General features: G+C 47.0%; 14 protein-coding genes. 6 read left to right on the forward strand and 8 right to left on the reverse strand.

Annotated elements, in window-relative coordinates; translation table 11 throughout:
• Nucleotides 1–127 precede the first annotated feature (127 nt).
• Together AOA63_RS05250 and AOA63_RS05255 are read left to right on the forward strand one after the other, a co-directional pair.
• A complete protein-coding gene (locus AOA63_RS05250) occupies nt 128–907 on the forward strand; it encodes a sulfite exporter TauE/SafE family protein (protein ID WP_053958712.1) in 780 nt (259 codons plus the stop codon).
• 119 nt (nt 908–1,026) lie between these two features.
• Nucleotides 1,027–2,322 (forward strand): O-antigen ligase family protein, encoded by a 1,296-nt coding sequence (locus tag AOA63_RS05255; RefSeq protein WP_053958713.1) that lies wholly within the window; start codon nt 1,027–1,029, stop codon nt 2,320–2,322.
• Nucleotides 2,323–2,353: 31 nt separating this feature from the next.
• Here AOA63_RS05255 and AOA63_RS05260 read toward each other — a convergent pair whose 3' ends face one another.
• Entirely contained in the window at nt 2,354–3,652 is a 1,299-nt protein-coding gene (locus AOA63_RS05260) for a sugar transferase (RefSeq protein WP_053958714.1), read from the reverse strand.
• A 152-nt stretch (nt 3,653–3,804) separates the two neighbouring features.
• Here AOA63_RS05260 and AOA63_RS05265 point away from each other — a divergent pair, with 152 nt between their 5' ends.
• Nucleotides 3,805–5,265: a beta-N-acetylglucosaminidase domain-containing protein gene (locus AOA63_RS05265; RefSeq protein WP_053958715.1), complete on the forward strand. Its 1,461-nt coding sequence runs from the start codon at nt 3,805–3,807 to the stop codon at nt 5,263–5,265.
• Nucleotide 5,266: 1 nt separating this feature from the next.
• Here the strand turns inward: AOA63_RS05265 and AOA63_RS05270 are convergent, their stop codons facing one another.
• The 5 genes from AOA63_RS05270 to AOA63_RS05290 form a co-directional block, all read right to left on the reverse strand.
• On the reverse strand, nt 5,267–5,614 hold the full coding sequence (locus tag AOA63_RS05270; RefSeq protein WP_053958716.1) for a hypothetical protein: 348 nt from the start codon (nt 5,612–5,614) through the stop codon (nt 5,267–5,269).
• A gap of 61 nt (nt 5,615–5,675) precedes the next feature.
• On the reverse strand, nt 5,676–5,978 hold the full coding sequence (locus AOA63_RS05275; protein WP_053958717.1) for an RRXRR domain-containing protein: 303 nt from the start codon (nt 5,976–5,978) through the stop codon (nt 5,676–5,678).
• A gap of 295 nt (nt 5,979–6,273) precedes the next feature.
• Entirely contained in the window at nt 6,274–7,368 is a 1,095-nt protein-coding gene (locus AOA63_RS05280) for an NAD(P)/FAD-dependent oxidoreductase (RefSeq protein WP_053958718.1), read from the reverse strand.
• Between the two features lie 220 nt (nt 7,369–7,588).
• Nucleotides 7,589–8,560 (reverse strand): SPL family radical SAM protein, encoded by a 972-nt coding sequence (locus AOA63_RS05285; protein WP_053958719.1) that lies wholly within the window; start codon nt 8,558–8,560, stop codon nt 7,589–7,591.
• Between the two features lie 205 nt (nt 8,561–8,765).
• On the reverse strand, nt 8,766–13,052 hold the full coding sequence (locus tag AOA63_RS05290; protein WP_053958720.1) for a glutamate synthase-related protein: 4,287 nt from the start codon (nt 13,050–13,052) through the stop codon (nt 8,766–8,768).
• Between the two features lie 426 nt (nt 13,053–13,478).
• Between AOA63_RS05290 and AOA63_RS05295 the strand changes: the two genes are divergently transcribed.
• Complete coding sequence (locus AOA63_RS05295; protein ID WP_053958721.1) at nt 13,479–14,537, forward strand: glycosyltransferase; 1,059 nt, start codon at nt 13,479–13,481, stop codon at nt 14,535–14,537.
• 11 nt (nt 14,538–14,548) lie between these two features.
• The gene (locus tag AOA63_RS05300) at nt 14,549–15,556 is read left to right on the forward strand and encodes a glycosyltransferase (RefSeq protein ID WP_053958722.1); all 1,008 of its coding nucleotides are present in this window, start codon (nt 14,549–14,551) and stop codon (nt 15,554–15,556) included.
• Here the strand turns inward: AOA63_RS05300 and thrB are convergent.
• Both thrB and thrC read right to left on the reverse strand, forming a co-directional pair.
• The gene (gene thrB, locus AOA63_RS05305; protein ID WP_053958723.1) at nt 15,525–16,463 is read right to left on the reverse strand and encodes a homoserine kinase; all 939 of its coding nucleotides are present in this window, start codon (nt 16,461–16,463) and stop codon (nt 15,525–15,527) included. The two genes, AOA63_RS05300 and thrB, sit on opposite strands and share 32 nt — an antisense overlap.
• Before the next feature lie 18 nt (nt 16,464–16,481).
• Nucleotides 16,482–17,507 (reverse strand): threonine synthase, encoded by a 1,026-nt coding sequence (gene thrC, locus AOA63_RS05310; RefSeq protein WP_053958724.1) that lies wholly within the window; start codon nt 17,505–17,507, stop codon nt 16,482–16,484.
• A 53-nt stretch (nt 17,508–17,560) separates the two neighbouring features.
• On the opposite strand from thrC, the gene AOA63_RS05315 reads away from it, so the two are divergent.
• Complete coding sequence (locus AOA63_RS05315) at nt 17,561–17,761, forward strand: hypothetical protein (RefSeq protein ID WP_053958725.1); 201 nt, start codon at nt 17,561–17,563, stop codon at nt 17,759–17,761.
• Nucleotides 17,762–17,874 lie beyond the last annotated feature (113 nt).

Genomic DNA, 17,874 nt, shown 5'->3' on the forward strand with positions numbered 1-17,874 from the left:
TTAACAACTGATGATAAATGTTTAATTGTGAAATACGTCGATTAATTTTTCTTGAAGAGTGGTCGTCAAATGACATTATTAAGAGTAAAATAGGGGTCAGAAATATGCAGGGTAGGAGATGTTTTCGATGGTTCATGTCACGGCCATACAACAAGTGTTGGCCGTTATTTCGGGAGTGATTGTGGGTTTCAGTTTAGGATTAATTGGCGGCGGCGGGTCTATTATGGCCGTGCCTTTGTTGCTATATTTCGTCGGCATTCATGATCCTCATTTAGTTATTGGGACCACTGCGTTGGCAGTAGCGGTGAATAGTTACTTGAATCTGATTCCTCACTGGCGAAGCGGTAACGTCAAATGGGGGGCGGCTATTGGATTTGCTATTCCGGGTGCCATTGGAGCCTTTATCGGATCAACAATCGGCAAGATGGTAAACGGCAAAGATTTGTTGTTTTTGTTTGCCATACTCATGATTGTTGTAGCAATATTGATGCTAAAACCCAAGAAAGGTGAAAGTACGACCACCAGTTTTCATTGGACACATAAAATGTTATTGCGGGTGATTCCAGCGGGATTGCTTGTCGGATTTGTGTCGGGCTTCTTTGGCATTGGTGGGGGTTTCTTAATTGTTCCAGGACTCATCATGTCAACCGGAATGCCCATGATTTATGCAATTGGAAGTTCATTATTTTCTGTAGGCACATTCGGGCTAACGACAGCTATCAATTACGCGTTATCCGGTTTGGTATTATGGCTTGTGGTTGTTGAATATGTTGGTGGAGGTATAATCGGTGGTGTTTTAGGCACGCGCCTAGCCAACCAACTCAGTAAACAAAAGCGATTATTGAACTTTGTTTTTTCGGGGGTTGTGATTATCGTCGGTATTTATATGCTGACATTGAACGCCTAAATCGGGCTGGACTTTTTCACGATTGTATAATTCTTTCTAGCACGCCACAATCTGTCGGATTGTGGCGTGTTACAATTGGACAGGAAATTGTCTAACGTCAAAGATATTGAGGTGACAGTGTGGCGCTCGTGATTTGTGCTGTAATCGGGATATTGTTGGGAATGAGTGTATGGATTTATCCCCGGTTATTTATCATGAACCTCTTAGTCACGGCGGTTGGAGTCGAAATCATTCACCACTGGTATGCAGGCATTGGTCAATATTTTCCGTGGATCGCCGTCTTTCTCGCGGGAATTCTTCAAGCGGGTCCTAGTGCATGGAAAAAATGGTGGCAGTTTATTTTGCATAATAAAGAATGGATGGCGGTTTACGGGCTGTACTTTATTAGCATTGGAATTTCTACACTAATGGGCATTCACGTGTCTACCTCACTACGTTATGCCTTAGGCGTTCCTGCGGTCTTATTCATTGCCGTTGTGATCGTTCCCTGGTCTGTTGAAAAGCGCCTTATAGCCTTAAAAAATCTATTGCAAGTCATTGCATTGATGGGCGTGGTTCTTACAGTAACGGCTGGGATTGCTGCGATAGCTGATCATTTGGGATTTCCGGTTCCAGTAGGTCATCATATTTTGTTAGCATGGCAGTGGCCCTTTGCCAACAAGAATACATTTGGGATGCTTGTAACTTTTGCTCTACCGGCCTCGGTCTATCTCGCGCTTGACTATCGTGAAGATGGTATTATCCGCATTTTTTGGTTCATGGCCAGTATGCTCTTATTTATCGGCGTAGCCCTCAGTTATTCCCGGTCATCATGGATTGCCAGTATGATTGGCGTCATGATGTTTGTAACGTTTTATTATGGCAAACGTGGCGTCTTGGCGATGTTTGGCATCGGTATTGTGCTTCTCGCAGGACTCATTGCGAAAACCGGATTACACAAATGGCAACTGCTATGGCATAAAGGCCTTAACGGACGCATTGTTTTGTGGAAAGCGGGACTTGACGCAATGCATCATCATTGGGTCTGGGGGGTGGGGCCTGGTAACTCGCCACTTGCATTGAAACCATTTGTGCCGGCCATTTACGCGGGCTTGACACCCTCCGATTCAATTTTGCGATCAGCTGTGGAATTGGGATTGGTGGGCTTAGGCCTTTGGCTTCTTCTTGTGGGGATCGCGATGATTGGGCTACTCATGCGACGACCCTGGCACAACTGGGACGATAACGCATTGTTTTCAATCATGTTAGCTAGTTTAGCTCAGCAAGTAGTCGAATCTCTGTTTGTTGGCGGTGTGTCATTTGGGGATTTCTTTTTCACGGTATTCTTAGGACTGGCATGGTATAGAATTTGGGTGGTCCCTAAGAATCGTTCTCTTCGTTCCAACAGACTGTCTCGGCGTGCGCTGTTAGGTTAGTTGCAGACGCGGATGAACAGGTGCTCAATAGTTATTGGTCTTTTTTAAAGGGAATCTGAATGATGGTGCGAATCACAATAGAAAGATCTTTGAGCCACGACCAGGTTTTGGCGTATGCCAAATCATAAGTGGCTTTTTCTTCTGGCGTTGAGGTATAGCTGCCAGCAACTTGTGCTAAGCCGGTCAACCCTGGTGTACTTAAATGGCGTAATTCATAAAAGGCAATATTCCGGCGATGTTGGTCGACAAACACTGGGCGCTCAGGCCGTGGCCCCACTAAAGACATGTCCCCTTTCAGAATATTCCACAGCTGTGGTAATTCATCTAAATGTGTGGCCCGTAAAAATTTACCGAAGCGCGTAATCCGGGGATCATCGGCCTTTGCCAATACTGGTCCTGTACTCTTTTCTGCATCAGGTACCATAGTACGAAATTTGACAAGCATAAAATGTCGTCCTCCGGCGGTAATCCGTTCTTGGCGATAAAGAATAGGACGGCCCGAATCGATAACAATAATCAAAGCAATTAGCAGCAAAATCGGGAAAAAGGTGATGATTCCTAAGAAAGATACTGTGATATCGGCTAAGCGTTTTACGGCAGCAGACCCGTGACGTGTGCGGATAGAAGCTAAAGAAAACATTGGGGTTTCTCCCAGTGAAGTTAATTCGGAACCAGCCACCAATAAGTCATAGGTATTGGGTTTCCATAAGCATGGGATATTCCGTGTCATGCATTCAATGAAATACCGGGATTTTGTTTCTTGATCGACATTGCCCAGAATTACCGCGCCAATGTAAGGCCATAATGCGGATGACAGAGAGTCATGGGGTAGGCGGTAGTGGACACGAATTCTCGGTAGATATTTTCCTGCGCGAATCGTCAGTTCAGGCCATTCTTTTTCGGGCCCGACGACCATCACATGAACCGAAGGAGCTGTTCGCAGAGATAAAGAGCGGTACATTAATCGCCAAGCGAGAAACAAGATGACTTGCAACATGGCAGAAATGAAGAAAACCGTCCGGGGAAAGCCGATATTAGCCAATACATAGGACAACATAGTCGCAAAAAATGTATTGACAATAATTGCGGTGACAACAGAACTTATAACTTCTTGGGATGTTTTCGATGCGGACCGATCGTATAACCCATAAAAGTAGAAAAGAACAAGTAATGATACTGTCTCAAAAGGGAAAAGCCGTATAAATGCGTCAAAATTATAAGGAGGTAAGCGAAATGCAAACCGAATCAAAAAGGCGAAGATGTTGGCTCCGTTAAATGCCAAAATATCAATTAGCGGTACTAAAAACCAATTTGATACCCATCGTTTCATGAACGTTTCCCCTGGTTAGGCATTATTCGACTTCATTTTCGCGCAAACGACTGAAATGAGCAACAAGCTTGCTGAATCTATGATACATTGTTTTACGATGTTTCGCTTAGAGGATATGGAGGGAGATCGTCATCAAACGGGCAATTTGGGTTGTGGGCATTATTGCTGTATTGGGAGTGAGCGTTGGAGTCGTCTGGCATGCTGAGTCAAAAAATCAAATACACTCCTTTGTACCCATGAAACCGCGCGTCTCTGTGACTTCTTTTCCTCACATTTCCCGGAAAAACTTAATGGCGGGCGTCGTTGAAGGGTTTTATGGACCCCAGTGGTCATTTCACGCGACGGAGCAGATGTTACAATTCATGCATCGTCAGGGATTCAATACTTTCGTCTACGCCCCCAAGAATGCGCCCTATTTACGGGCGCAATGGAATGTCTTGTTTCCGGCGCAAGCTTTGAATGCTCTCCATCATTTGGTTGTTGTAGCTCAAAACAATCACATTCAGTTTGTTTGTTCCATCAGCCCAGGTTTGTCCATAGAGTACTCATCCCGCCGCAACCGGCAACAATTGTTGGCGAAAATTAATCAATTATGGTCCATTGGCATTCATTCTTTTATGATAAGTTTTGATGATATTCCGGACCAGTTAAACGGAAAAGATGCGCAAGTGTATCATGACAACTTGGCATTGGCACAAAGTAAATTGGTTGACAAGATTTATCAGGATGAATTAAAAGACGGTCATGCTATTCAGTTATTGTTCACGCCAACAGTTTATTGGGGCGTCCACGATAACCTCTATTGGACGACGTTGAAGACGTATTTAAATGTGCATATCCCTGTAATATGGACGGGTCCATGGGTTTTGTCCAAAGTAATTACTGAAACAGAAGCGAAGACAGTGCAGCAGGACCTAGGGCATCCTCTGGTGATTTGGGACAATTATCCTGTCAATGACTATACATATGTTATTAGTCATCATCCTCAGTTATTTATGGGACCGGTGATGGGCCGCAGTCCCCACCTTATCTCAGGCGTTCACGGCTATTTGTTTAATCCGATGTTACAACCTTGTGCATCTGAAGTGGCGCTATCCACTGGCGCCGCGTATTTAGAACATCCCAGTACATACCAGCCGATGAAAGCTTGGTACCAAGCTTTCGCTCAATGGGGCAGACCGGTTAAAGGGGCATTGCAAAGCTTTGCAGCAGCTAACTCGGTAAGTTTTATGAACACCCGCCCATTGGATCATATTAATCGCCATGTGACAGCGTTTTGGAGTAGTTACAATCATCATGATAATTTGCTGGATACAGCTTTATACCAACAATTCGTCCGCTGGAATCATAATGCACGGATTCTTCAGGAAAAACTGCCGCGATCTTTTTATAGACAAATTGAACCATGGGTAAAGATTTACCAGGTTGAGGCGCAACTCGGAATCACGATGATTCGGATTTTAAATAATCCGTCTGGTGCTAAGACGGTCACAATCCAATCTATTGTCAGCCGACAGGATAAAATTAACGCATCGGCAGACCGGTTAGGAGTGCATACTATCCTAAGCAATTGGTTTGCCGACGCGTTTGCCCATGTACCCTTTACTAATTAATTTAATGAACTTCGTTGTTGTGAGGGCTCTTGTCCAATTCAAAGAAACCAATGACCGTAGCCATGAAAATAAAGCTGCCTGGTAAGAGCCATAGTGTAAAAGAGCCAATTGCTCCGCCCACCGTGGCGATAAGGCCTATCCATGCGGCCCAACGCGGATTGATGAGGAACAAAATTCCTGAAATCAATCCTAATACGCCCATGATCACGGTGATATGCGAAAACGTGAGCCCATAACGGCTCAGATGCTTCAACAAAGCATCATAAACCCCCGGAATGTGTTCAAAAAGGCCAGCCAAAATGCCGGTAATTCCGCCGAGAATTCCTAAAACAAAGGCCAGATATTTCATCAGATTTTCGTCGGTACTCCTCCCGTTTTACAGCTGAGAGGAGCGCCGCCTTTCTCCCTTCTTACGTAATGGATTGTTGACAGTATTGCCACTCGTTTTCGCGTTGGAAAACGCGGTAATGACGATAAGAGACTGGCAGATCTCCTTTGAGCGTGATGGCCTTCCCAGTGCTTTTCGCATTGGGATCAAGCTTCAACCGCAGGGGTTGCAAAACCGAATTGTCTTGATCCCGGTCGACCAAACGAATGGTGAATGGCGATAGTTTGAAAACGTATGTGCGGTCGTGCTCCCGCAACATGCTGGCGCGTTTTTCGGAACACGACATGAGCGGCTTGTAGTGGTTACCGAAGACAAATACTGCCATCTTCACACATCCTTTGCTTACGAGACTGGTAATGCCTCACGTGCCGGGAGTCTCTCTTCGCCGGGATTATACCGGCTTTTCGGCCTGCCACACGGCTTGCGCTACCCCCAAGCTCGCGGTTTAATAACGGCCGACACATTCCCTGGTGTCCTGAGCGGCATAAGGGAGGCGTTCGCCTCCGGCCACCTCCGCGAATAGGCGGCACGAGAGTCTATCCAGAAGGTTGTACAAGCTCCGGCCATCGGGCCGGCGTAATTAACTCAGAACCTTCTGCCGATCGCCATATTGCGGACCTTCATAATGGCCAGGGCCGATCAAAGATCTTCGACAATTTTAACCGGTATTGTTGAAAAGAGATATTTTTCAGGGTACGGGCGCTAAATCCTCGCACGGGAATTCCCCCGTGTAGTACCCACCCAACTCCCTGACCTTCATCGAGTGAAATTAGCATGCCTCGCAGTCGTGGACGAAATTCGGGGCCTGGATTGTTCTTGGTTATCCGATTGACAATCGTATTGCCTACAAAATCACCCGCAAGAGCCGCTAATTGCGCTGTTGCCGGGATCTCCTGACCATCGACGACCACATGCCAAAGGTCTCCTGCAACAAACACATTGGGGAGAACTTGACCATAAGAATCTGCCCGCGGATACCCACGATCATCTAAGGGAAGTTCAGTTTGACGGATCCACCGAGGTGGGGTGATACCCCCTGCCCAAATGAGTACATCATATTCATAATGGTCTTTTTCCAGTTCAATATGTGGAGGATTGACCCGAACTAACTTTTGACCCATGACCACCGTAACACCCGCCGCAACCAACCGGCGGTATGCATATTGCGATAATCCTAAACCGAGAGCCGGTAATAATCGGTCAAAGGCTTCTACTAGAATCACATCATGGTCATGAGCTAACATGCCAGCGACCTCGACACCGGTTAAGCCCCCACCAATGACCGCAACTCGCTGGTCTTTACCGTACTTCAAAGCATCCTTGATTCCTCGTGCATCTGAGGCATCACGCAAGGTGTGAGCCACGTCACGGAGTCCAGGAATAGGAGGCAACGAAGGTTCAGAACCGGGACACAAAATCAGCCAATCATACTTCACATCATCACCGTTGTCTAACAGAACAGTACGGCGTGTTAAATCGACATTGGTTGCATATTGACGAACGTGTTGGACGCGCGTTTCTGTAAAAAGTCTTTCATACGGAACGACATGGTGTTCGATACTATCATGCTTGGCAAGCGCTTCGGGAAGTTCAGGAATTAATTGATGACCAGTACCTGGCTCAATTAATATAAGCTCAGCCTCTTCCAATCTTTGAAGAGGGCCAATTGCCCCTAATCCGGCATAGCCGCCCCCTACAACCACAATTTTTTGCACGACCTTTTGCCTCCTGCATCGGGCGTTTTGCCGACTTCCATATTTATTAATCATGCCACAAGATGTATGGCGAATCAATTAGGAGAATCGCTAAGGACTTGTATGTGAAGTGTTTTAGAGGGTCTTCAGCGTTTTGGATGATCCTTGTGATACATATTTAACGAAGCAGGCCGGAAAATATCAAAACTTAATATCTTTTGTCGGTCCCGACGATTTTGAACTATCCCGAGACAGGATTGGCTACAGGAGGTTTACTGTCGAGCGTTTGTGCTGTGTTCGGGACGGAATGACGGCCAAATGCAAATTGGTCTTGATAAATGGCTCGATAGCCGTGCGGGCCTTCAGCACTCGCGGCAACCCCATATTTAAGGTAGAGTTGCTGGAGTTTGTGCCGCAGCTGGGACCGGTAAGAGCTTTTTACGGTGTAATTGGATGGGTGGTAAGCGCGTGAAAATACGGAAAGTCGAGAAGCCAGGGGACTATGGGCAAGAGTTTGGCAAAAATATGTATACGTGGATGGGGTAAAATGGGCAATGCTGGCCATAAGCCATCGAACTTTAATGGATTGCGCCGTCATGAAGATTGAGTCCAAGTCATTATCGTTATCCGTAATGGCAGGAAGAATGGGAGCTAAGAACCAGGCCGTGGGTACACCCGTTTCAATTAACTGAGCCATTGTTTCGACCCGTCTCAGGGGATGGGACGTTCCGGGTTCTAAAATTCGCAAATGTATAGGATTGAGGGAAATTAAACTGACGTGCACTTGTAGTTGGCCCCGACGCGCTAACACTTGCAACAGGTCTAAGTCACGCAAAATGAGTGGTGATTTCGTGGTAATGGTCAATGCATGCCCCGTGTCAAGGAACACCTCTAAAATTGACCGGGTGATCCGATATTTGGCCTCGATGGGTTGATAGGGATCTGTGGCTGTCCCCAGGGTAATAATGTTATCGATAGGAACATGGCATAAATTTTGTCGGAGTCTGAGATGGAAGTTGTCTTTGACGAATAGCTTTTTGCTAAAATCCGGGCCGATACTTAAATTGAGATATCGATGGGTATCCCGGGCATAGCAATAATGACAGGCATGGGAACAACCTCGGTAAGGATTCGCAGACCAATCAAATCCCATAAACTCTGTACGGGTCTTATTTAGTGCTTGGCGGGAAGCGATATGAAAAATTTCTGCCATGCCTTCGACTCCTTAAAGAAACATTTGTTCGTATTATAGACTGACGACATAAGAAACACAAGGGAAAGAGAACAAAGTATTCTGATTTTAGAGATAGGATGATCCGTCTGCTCACGGCAGAGTGATAAATGGTCTGTCAAGTCAAGGACTACATAAATGAAAAGCCCCAACCGATTGAGGTTAGGGCTTTTTCGAACAAAGTGATTCACTCCGTTGAAATGCTCGGATCCATTTGTTCAGAAGCAGGAACGATTTTCAGGAAGCGGGTTAGGGCCTGGGCTAGTATGTCTCGAAGTCGTGCTACCATCTGATGTTGGTTAGTGGTTACTAAAACACGCAAGGCTGGTTCTAATAGCTCATTAATGTCATGGACATCGTGATCATTAATTGGAACGATAGCAACTTTTGCCGAACGTGCGAGCCGACTTTCTAGATATGTGCGTGTTAACCCTTCCTCTGGTTGGTGCAGGAGATAAATGACCCCACCAGTCATACCCGACGCCAGCCATGGACCGGGATCTCCTAGAATAAGACCACGTCCGCGAGTCATGTATTCAAACCCAAAGCCTTTGATCACCGCACTGTCCCATGAACTAGCAGCGGCTTTAGGTGTGGGAATACCATCACCGAGAATCACAACATCAGCGCCCGCTAAACGGATACCAGCCCGAGCATCGGCTCCACCTTGCACAATAAATATCCCTGCTTGCGCTCCATAGGCCATACTTTTTCCGACATGACCTCCATAATAACGTCCTTGTGCATTGGGGGCTTTGACTACAGCAATAAGTCCTCCTGACGCCCCTTTACCTACGCCATCTTGGGCGCCACCATGAGCAATGAGGTGAACACCCTGACTGAGAAAGGCTCCAAATCCTTGACCGGCGACCCGTTCAACAGGGTTTAAAATCGGCGTCTTAATATCTTTGTAACGAATCCGCTGGCCAGATACATTGGTTCCAATGGATCGGCTATTGCGAAGACGCATCGAACTACGACGCAGATCACTCTTAGCGACGATTCCTACAGCTTGGTTACCTTCTGCGACTAATTCATCTTGTTGAATTAAGTCATTCAGCTCATTTAAGAATGTTTCATAGCCGACGAGGTCCTGCCAGCTTGTTTGTCGTAACAGGTGCATTTGCCCGACTGCTTGTTGAATAGAGGTAAAGCCAAGAGTCCGTAAATGCATTCGAACGCCTTCGGCAAGACCATTAAATACATTGACAAGTCCTTCCACTGCCGATTCAAAATCCTGGGGGATGAATCGTTTAAGTCCCTTTTCCTGCGCTTCCTCAAGGGATTCAATTTGCGTTGTAATGCCTACATGACAGGTGTCGAGTTGGCAGCCCCGACAAATTGTACACCCTAAGGCCATCATACTTAACGTGCCGAAACCGACCCGGTTAGCTCCTAATAATATCATTCGGACTACATCGGCGGCACTACGCAATCCTCCATCGGCCCAAATTTCGACTCGGTCTCGCAAACCCGCGAGAGTCAATGCGGCATGTGTAAGAGGAACGCCAATATCTGCTGGTAAGCCAACATGCCGTAAAGCATGAACGCGTGCTGCACCTGTTCCACCTTCAAAACCTGATAAGCTTATGACATCGGCTCCAGCTTTAACAATTCCCACGGCAATTGTTCCAATGTTAGGGACGACAGGAACTTTCACCGAAACTAGTAATTCCGGATTCGCTTCTTTAAGTTCGTCAATTAATTCTTTAAGGTCTTCAATGGAATACAAGTCGTGATTATTGCTGGGAGAAATGAGATCGACGCCGGGTACTGCGTTACGGGCATGAGCTACTTTGACCGATACTTTTTTCCCCGGTAGATGTCCACCTTCGCCAGGTTTGGCTCCTTGGCCGATTTTGATTTCCGCATAACGGGCGCCATTTAGCAAATTTGTGTTGACACCAAAACGACCCGAGGCAATCTGATGACCACGCCAGTAATAATACCGGCCAATCATGTCTGGGATTTCCCCGCCTTCCCCATTCATTGATAACATGTTCAGGCGTTTACCCGCTTCGGCATAGGCGCGAAATGCCGTTTCCCCTTGGGATCCGAACGACATCGAAGAAATAACAAATGGTAAGGAATGATCTCCGACCTCTAATGAGACGGGTGCATCCTCATTGAGAGAATGGGTCGCGTCAAAAGTGAGAGTTTGACGAAGTGCGATAGGATATTTGGTTTCCACATGGCGAAGCTGGTCTTCATATTCCCGGGCTGTCATCGAACGATTGGCCAGTTTTTTCACAGCTTTGAATACATGATTGGTTGCTCGGGGAATAGGTAACAAACGCGTGGCTTCATCCCGGTAGGACAATCGGGCCGCCAATTGCTGGTTGCGGTGTTCCAACCATGATTGATAGGGAGCGGGAGCGAACGTTTTAATTTGTAGAAGTTCGGCGATGGGCTCCGGTAGGCCAATGGCAGAAAAGACACGGCCGTAACCCTGTAATTCGTGAATTCCCATGGTGGAAATAATTTTTTCCAGGCCATGATTCATCACGGTTTTAACCGCCTCATATTGATCCGCGGCAATGTCCCAAATGAGATAGGGATTTAAGGCATTAGCTCCTAACCCCAGCAACACGGCACTATCATGGAGATTACGAATCATGCCAGAACAGACAATAATACTACATTGTCTCCGCAATCCATGGTGAATTAATGCTGCATCAATAGCTCCCACCGCGAGTGTCGGATCAAGTCCGGCTGAGTTTTCACCAAAACTCTCGCGATCATCCAAAATGAGAACTGAGGTGCCGGTTTTGACAACGGAAACAGCTTCCTGGGCTAATTGGTTCACGACTTGGATTTCTTCTTGAAAAGGAGTCATTGCCAGTTTCAATACGGTAATGTGCGAACCAAAATATTCCGTTAGGTGCTCTATGTCCTCATCATTGACCCATGGTGATGTGAGTAAGACGGGTTGGGGGACAACAGCTTTGACATTTTGCCATTGTGGTCTCGCACCCAGCAACGTGGTCAACGAAAAATGTTCTGCCTCCCGTTCGCGATCTAAGGCAGGATTGGTAACCACGGCCACAGTTTCTTGCAGGTAGTCACTGATATTGACGGGCGTTTCAGAAAATGGTGCTAGTGGCCCATCGAATCCCAATGACCCAATTGGTTCGCGGTGCCCTTCAGCGAAAGTTTTAATGAGTTGTTCGTCATCTTTGTTCCAACCATTGGCTCGGTATATGCCCGTTGAATAGGAGTGACCGACGTGGCCACGACGTGAGGCTTCCCATATTTGAGGTGCTTCCCCCGTGAGTTTATTTGCTAAGCGGGCCATTACTGTGTCATTCTCAATAACATGCACGGGTCCGTCTTCTGTCCACTCAAACGCAACCATTTGCCCCGGGCCTAGTACACGCGGTTCCTTAATCCAACTATCAGGAGAAGTAATGCCGGGTTCAGATGACAAAATGAAATATTCCTGCGTTTCTAAGACCCATAACGGTCGGAGTCCCATCGCGTCCACAGCAGCCACAATACTGTTCCCTAAACGGTGAACGATAGCGGCTGGACCTTGCGCATAGGGTCCCCATACTGCGCGAATTTGTCGCCATAACGCTTGCAGTGAGGGAGATAATTGTTCGATGACCGCTGGTGAAGGGCTAATGGCGACGCGGACGGCTTCGGCGTGGCCGAGTTTATCCCGTAAGACCAAGGCAGATAAGAGGCGGTCGAGATTCTGGGAATCACTTCCTTGGGGGATTGGCTTTATCCCATGGGCTGCCATTTCGTGTTGCAAACGGTCAATCGTGTCAATTTCACCATTGTGGGCCAATCCTAAAAATGGTTGCACGCGTGATAGATCAGTCGCAGTATTAGTAGAAAACCGATTGTGGCCAATGACCGCCCGTGGTTGAAAATGTGAGCCAAGCTGTTCAGCAAGAAGAGGCTCCAGAGCATCAGGGCCTTCTGTGACTTTTAAAACAATGTGGGAATTGCTAAACGATGCGATAAGTCCCCCAAAACGCAACTCCAATGCCTCAAGGGCCGCAAAGATGTTTTCTGTCTCATGGAGATTGCCCTCATACCATAATGCATGAGAGTCGAGGATTTGGACACTATCGGTCAAATCTATATGTGAGACAAGACGGCGGAAATTTAGGGTAGGGAGCAATTGGTTTAATGTTTGGAGAGATTCGCGCCGCGATGAAATAGGGATGACCAATTGTAAAATCCAAAATCTAGGATCATGGGCCGAGTATGCAGACACTCCGTGCTCTTTTAACCGTTGCTGCCAAAGATCTCGAGGAATATCGACTAATAAGCCTGTTCCATCACTCCGGCCATCAATCCATCCGGCTCGATGATCCATTTGGCGTAAAGAGTCAATACCGACACGCCATAAGCGTTCGGTTTGTTGTAATGTTACAGGTTCTTTGGCAATCGCCGCATAAATCGCACAAGCATCATGTTCGATGCCAATATGTTTGAGCAATGAAAAAGAACGCGAATTCATCAAGGAGACCCTTCTTTCTCTGGAGCGTGATAGCAAAACAATAAATAATCATTCATTGCATTGTATGAAAATGCATTAAACAGCGATAAGTAGCCCTAAAATCCTGTATTTGAACGCAAAGGTAATTACACGCGATGTTTGTGGGCAATTAAACGGCGGTTGCTCAAATCTTCTTACCTTAGAATATATCGAAAACAAGCTGTCAATGCAATCATTCGAATAAAATTACATCAGAATCAAATCATTCTTAGAATACCACGAATAGACCTGACATTCCAAGAGGTTTATCCCATGATTTTGTGATATTTTATGAAAATATTTGGGAACATGACTCAATTCTTTGTCATAATTCTCCGCGAGCGGGTATGGCGAATTTGTTTGGTCTTCGCTACAATGACGGTAGTCTGGATGGGCAGGAGGCGCTCGGTGCGTATAGTTGAGGTAATTACGGGAGGAGAGCCGGGCGGAGCTCAGCGTCATGTTTTTGAACTTGTACAATATTTGGCGATTCAAGGACATCAAGTCGCCGTTGTTCATGGCGGTGGGCATTGGTTAAGTCAGGCCATCAAAAATATCGCTTCCGTTTATTATCTCCGTCATTTGCAGCGGGATATCTCATGGCATGATATGATGGCGTTTACCGCTTTATTGGGGATTGTAAGGAATCTGCGGCCGGATGTGATCCATGCGCATAGCTCCAAGGCAGGAATTTTATCGCGCCTGGTTGGCACAATCCTTCAAGTTCCTGTTGTGTATACATCTCATGGTCTAGTTTTTTTTGATACCACGCGTTCACGGCGAAGTCGAAAATTTTATCAACTCTTAGAAACCTGGGCAGCAAAACGAAGTCGGGGAATTATTACCTTAAGCAATATGGATTATGAGTTTATGCGCTCAGTGAAAACCCGCGCTATCGTAGAAAAAATTCCCAATGGGGTTCCCGTGCGAGCCTTGTCTGCAAAACAGCTAGGATGTCAGCGTCGTATTGGGTTTATTGGTCGGTTTTCTCGTGAGAAGGGTCTGGACGTCGTGCTGAAAGCGGCGGAACAGACGATGCCATGGCAATGGATTATTGCCGGGGATGGTCCTTTTCGGTCCCAAATCACGCACGCTGCCGAACGCTTACCCAATTTGAAGTGGATGGGGTGGATCGAGAATATTGATGAGTTTTTCAGTGAAATCGATGTGCTCGTACAGCCGTCATATAAGGAAGGCCTGCCGTATACTGTCCTGGATGCTATGGCGGCAGGAATCCCGGTGGTGGCGACCCCTGTGGGGGCTTTAAATGAAATTCTCCGGGCAATTGATATTCACCTGCTCTGTCCGGTAGGGAATGTCCAGGCTTTGGTTGAGAGCATTCTCTATGCTTTTGAGCATTATAATCAGATTGCGGAATCTTCTTATCGTCTTGTTAAAGATCATTATAATCTTAACAATCAACTTGAACAAACGGCCAGGCTGTTAACAGCGGTGGTGGAATCGTGAGAACTCTAATTGTGTCTGCCGTTGATCTCCATGGTCCCCCCCAAGGCGAACGTTTGCGATTGGAAAATATTGTCCGTGGAGCCGGGGCTCTTGGCCCCACGGAATTATGGCAGCCCCGAATGATTGGCCAACCTCTTACGCGGATCGCCAGATTAGTCAAATTCAGATCCTTGTATATGGCTCGCCATGCTTATTCTATAGGAGATTGTCCATCACGGTCTTATGATCTTGTCATTGCTTTTCAACTACGAATGGCTCCCTATGCTTTAAAATGTCGTGCTCCTGTCCACATATTAGATTTGACGGACAGCCTGGGATTATTTCGAAGCCGGTTAAAACTGTTTCATACCGGGATATTACGGCAAATCATGCTATGGCGGGTGGACCAACTAGAGATTTTTTGGTCAAACCAGTTTTCGGAAGCGTGGGTAAGCGGCTGGCAAGATCAGCAGTGGTTGAACAATCGCGGTATCTCAGCGGTTTTGGTTCCCAACGCGGTTCGAGAGAAAGTTTTATTGCCCCCCGGCAATGTGCGCGAGCTATTGTTTGTGGCCAATATGGCGTATTTACCGAATCGACTGGGTTTACACCATTTTTTAGAAAATATATGGCCGGTATTGGTAAATGAGGGATATATCTTACACGTGGCAGGGCCCGGAACAGAGCGAATTAAAGCACCTGGTGTGATAACCCACGGCTTCGTCAATGATTTGCGGGCTCTTTATGTCCAAGCGGGAATATGCATTAGTCCTGTGGAATTGGGAACGGGCACCCAAAATAAAATTCTTGAAGCTCTCGGTTATGGGCGCCCAGTAATTACCGGTCCACTAGCATGGGAAGCGCTGCCGACCAGGGTACAATCCGCCGTTGCTGTTGCGACGACTCCTCGCGAATGGCTGCAGCAAGTAAATCTTTTGCAAGATCCAACGATTTATGGGTTCCGGGCCCACGCCGGATTTAATGCGGTTGATCTCAACGGTTATCCCGTTACTCGTCGGCTACAGCAGCTTCATTTTTAATGGTATCGATCCACTGAACGCGAGCACCTTCGGCAATCGGCCGTGCATAACGAATCGTCAGCGGCCAATGATGGTTTGACGCTAAATGTTGCCAGGCCTTTTCGATAGCCAGTGCATGTTCGGAATCCGTCAACGCCATCACGGTTGGTCCTGAGCCGGAGAGTGTCGCAGCAAAGGCTCCCGCGTCATAACTCGCCCGAATTAATTCATCGAGTCCCTCCACTAACACTGTCCGATAGGGTTGATGGAGACGGTCATCGGCGGCATCCCGCAAAACGCTCCAATCATTTTGTGAAACGGCGTGAATCCATAACGCCACTCTTTGTGCATTAAATATGGCATCGTCACGAGAGACTTGGGGTGGTAAAATCGCACGCGAATCTTTGGTAGGAACCGGATACGCCGGAATAGCTAAAAGACTGGTGAGTGCGGGCGGTGTATAACGGTTGACACGAATAACACTGTTGCGATCCCGGTAGACGAGCACAAATCCTCCAAAGAGAGCAGCGGCGACATTATCGGGATGTCCTTCGATTGCTGTGGCTGTGTGTAAGAGGCGGTCCATGCTGAGCGGTTCTGGCAATAATGCGTTGGCCAATAATAAGCCCGCCACAACCGCTGCGGCACTGGAACCTAAACCCCGGCTTAAGGGAATTTCACTGGATACCGTGATATGTCCTGGGGGTATGATTGAACCTGTCATCTCCCAATACAATCGGCTTGCTGTTGTCCATATGAGGTTGTCTTCATTACGAGGCAATAGCTCAGCGCCTTCGCCGAAGGGTTCGATCGTTAACGTGGGTGCCGAACAGTAGGTTAATTTTAAATAGAGTGACAACGCCAAACCCAAACTATCCAAACCCGAGCCGAGATTGGCACTGGTCGCAGGCACTTGAATTGCTAACACGCGGTACTCACCATCTTTCTAGGAATTCATTAACTCTCCAATGGCATCTAACAAGTTATGACTGTCTACAACATGAGGTTCAACGTGCGCCCACATTGTTGGCGTTTGAGAATCTTTGAGACCATTTCCCGTTAAAATGACGACAATATCTCCCTGAGGTAGTCGTCTCTGATGGTACAAAGCCTTGAGGCCTGCATAAGCGGCAGCAGAAGCTGGTTCAACAAACACACCACCGTGAGCTAGTTCTTCCTGGGCCTGCAAGATCGCCGAGTCCGGCACCGAATAAAATAAACCATGAGATTCTTGGACAGCTTCTTTGGCCAAATGGGCACTAGCAGGCCGTCCAATGCGGATGGCTGATGCCACCGTGCTGACGTTATCGAGTTCATGACCTTGCACCAAAGGATCGGCACCTTGGGCTTGAATGCCAAACATTTGGGGAATTCCTTCATTACGGCGCCGAAATCCGTGAAAATATGCGGAGATGTTGCCAGCATTGCCGACAGGTAAAACCAAAGCATGGGGACAATGTCCTAAATCATCAAGAATTTCATATGCGCCTGTTTCTTGTCCTCGAAGACGCCAGGGATTAACGGAATTTACCAAAGCAATCCATGACTCTTGTTCGGCGACTTCTCGCACGGCGTTCAATGCCTGATCGAAGTTGCCTTCGATGGCCAAAATGGTGGCGCCGTACGCACTTGCTTGAATCATTTTGGGCAAGGCTACTTGGCCGTTGGGAATGACGACGAATGCTTTAAGACCGGCTCTGCCAGCATAAGCGGCTGCAGATGCTGCGGTGTTTCCGGTGGATGCACAAATTACCGCTTTGGCTCCCGTATATCGTGCCTGACTGACCGCAACTGTCATGCCGCGATCCTTAAAAGATCCGGTCGGATTACATCCTTCGAGTTTTAACCAGATCCGCGATGCATCCCATGTTGCCCAGTGAACCATTGGCGTATTGCCTTCTCCGATCGTTACGGGCTCTAAATCTGGTAGTCCTAACCACTCATGATAACGATTAATCAATCCTATATGCATAATGGGCACTCTCCTGAGAAAGATTGTAAACATGCTAGCATAGGTAATGCCTGATGCTCAACCATTTTGAGAATTTGTTCAACTTGATGATATCGTTAGAAACACATCCAAATGAAGAGGCGCAAGGTGGGCGAGCGAATGAAATTGCGGATTCAGGGGTGTTCTCCTGGCTTTCGGTGGAAAATGATGAAACTTGTTCAGTTATTATGATTAAGAGGAGATGGATTAAGTTAGAGATGAAAGAAGGCCAATAGCACGGCAGAAAGCTGTTCAAACAAGCGCACGCGCCATTGAGCAGATTATACAGATCCCCATTTTCTGACCTCTCGAAAATAAAGAGAAATAGAGAAAATGGGGACAGTCATCG

The organism is Sulfobacillus thermosulfidooxidans (genome assembly GCF_001280565.1).
GTDB lineage: Bacteria > Bacillota > Sulfobacillia > Sulfobacillales > Sulfobacillaceae > Sulfobacillus > Sulfobacillus thermosulfidooxidans_A.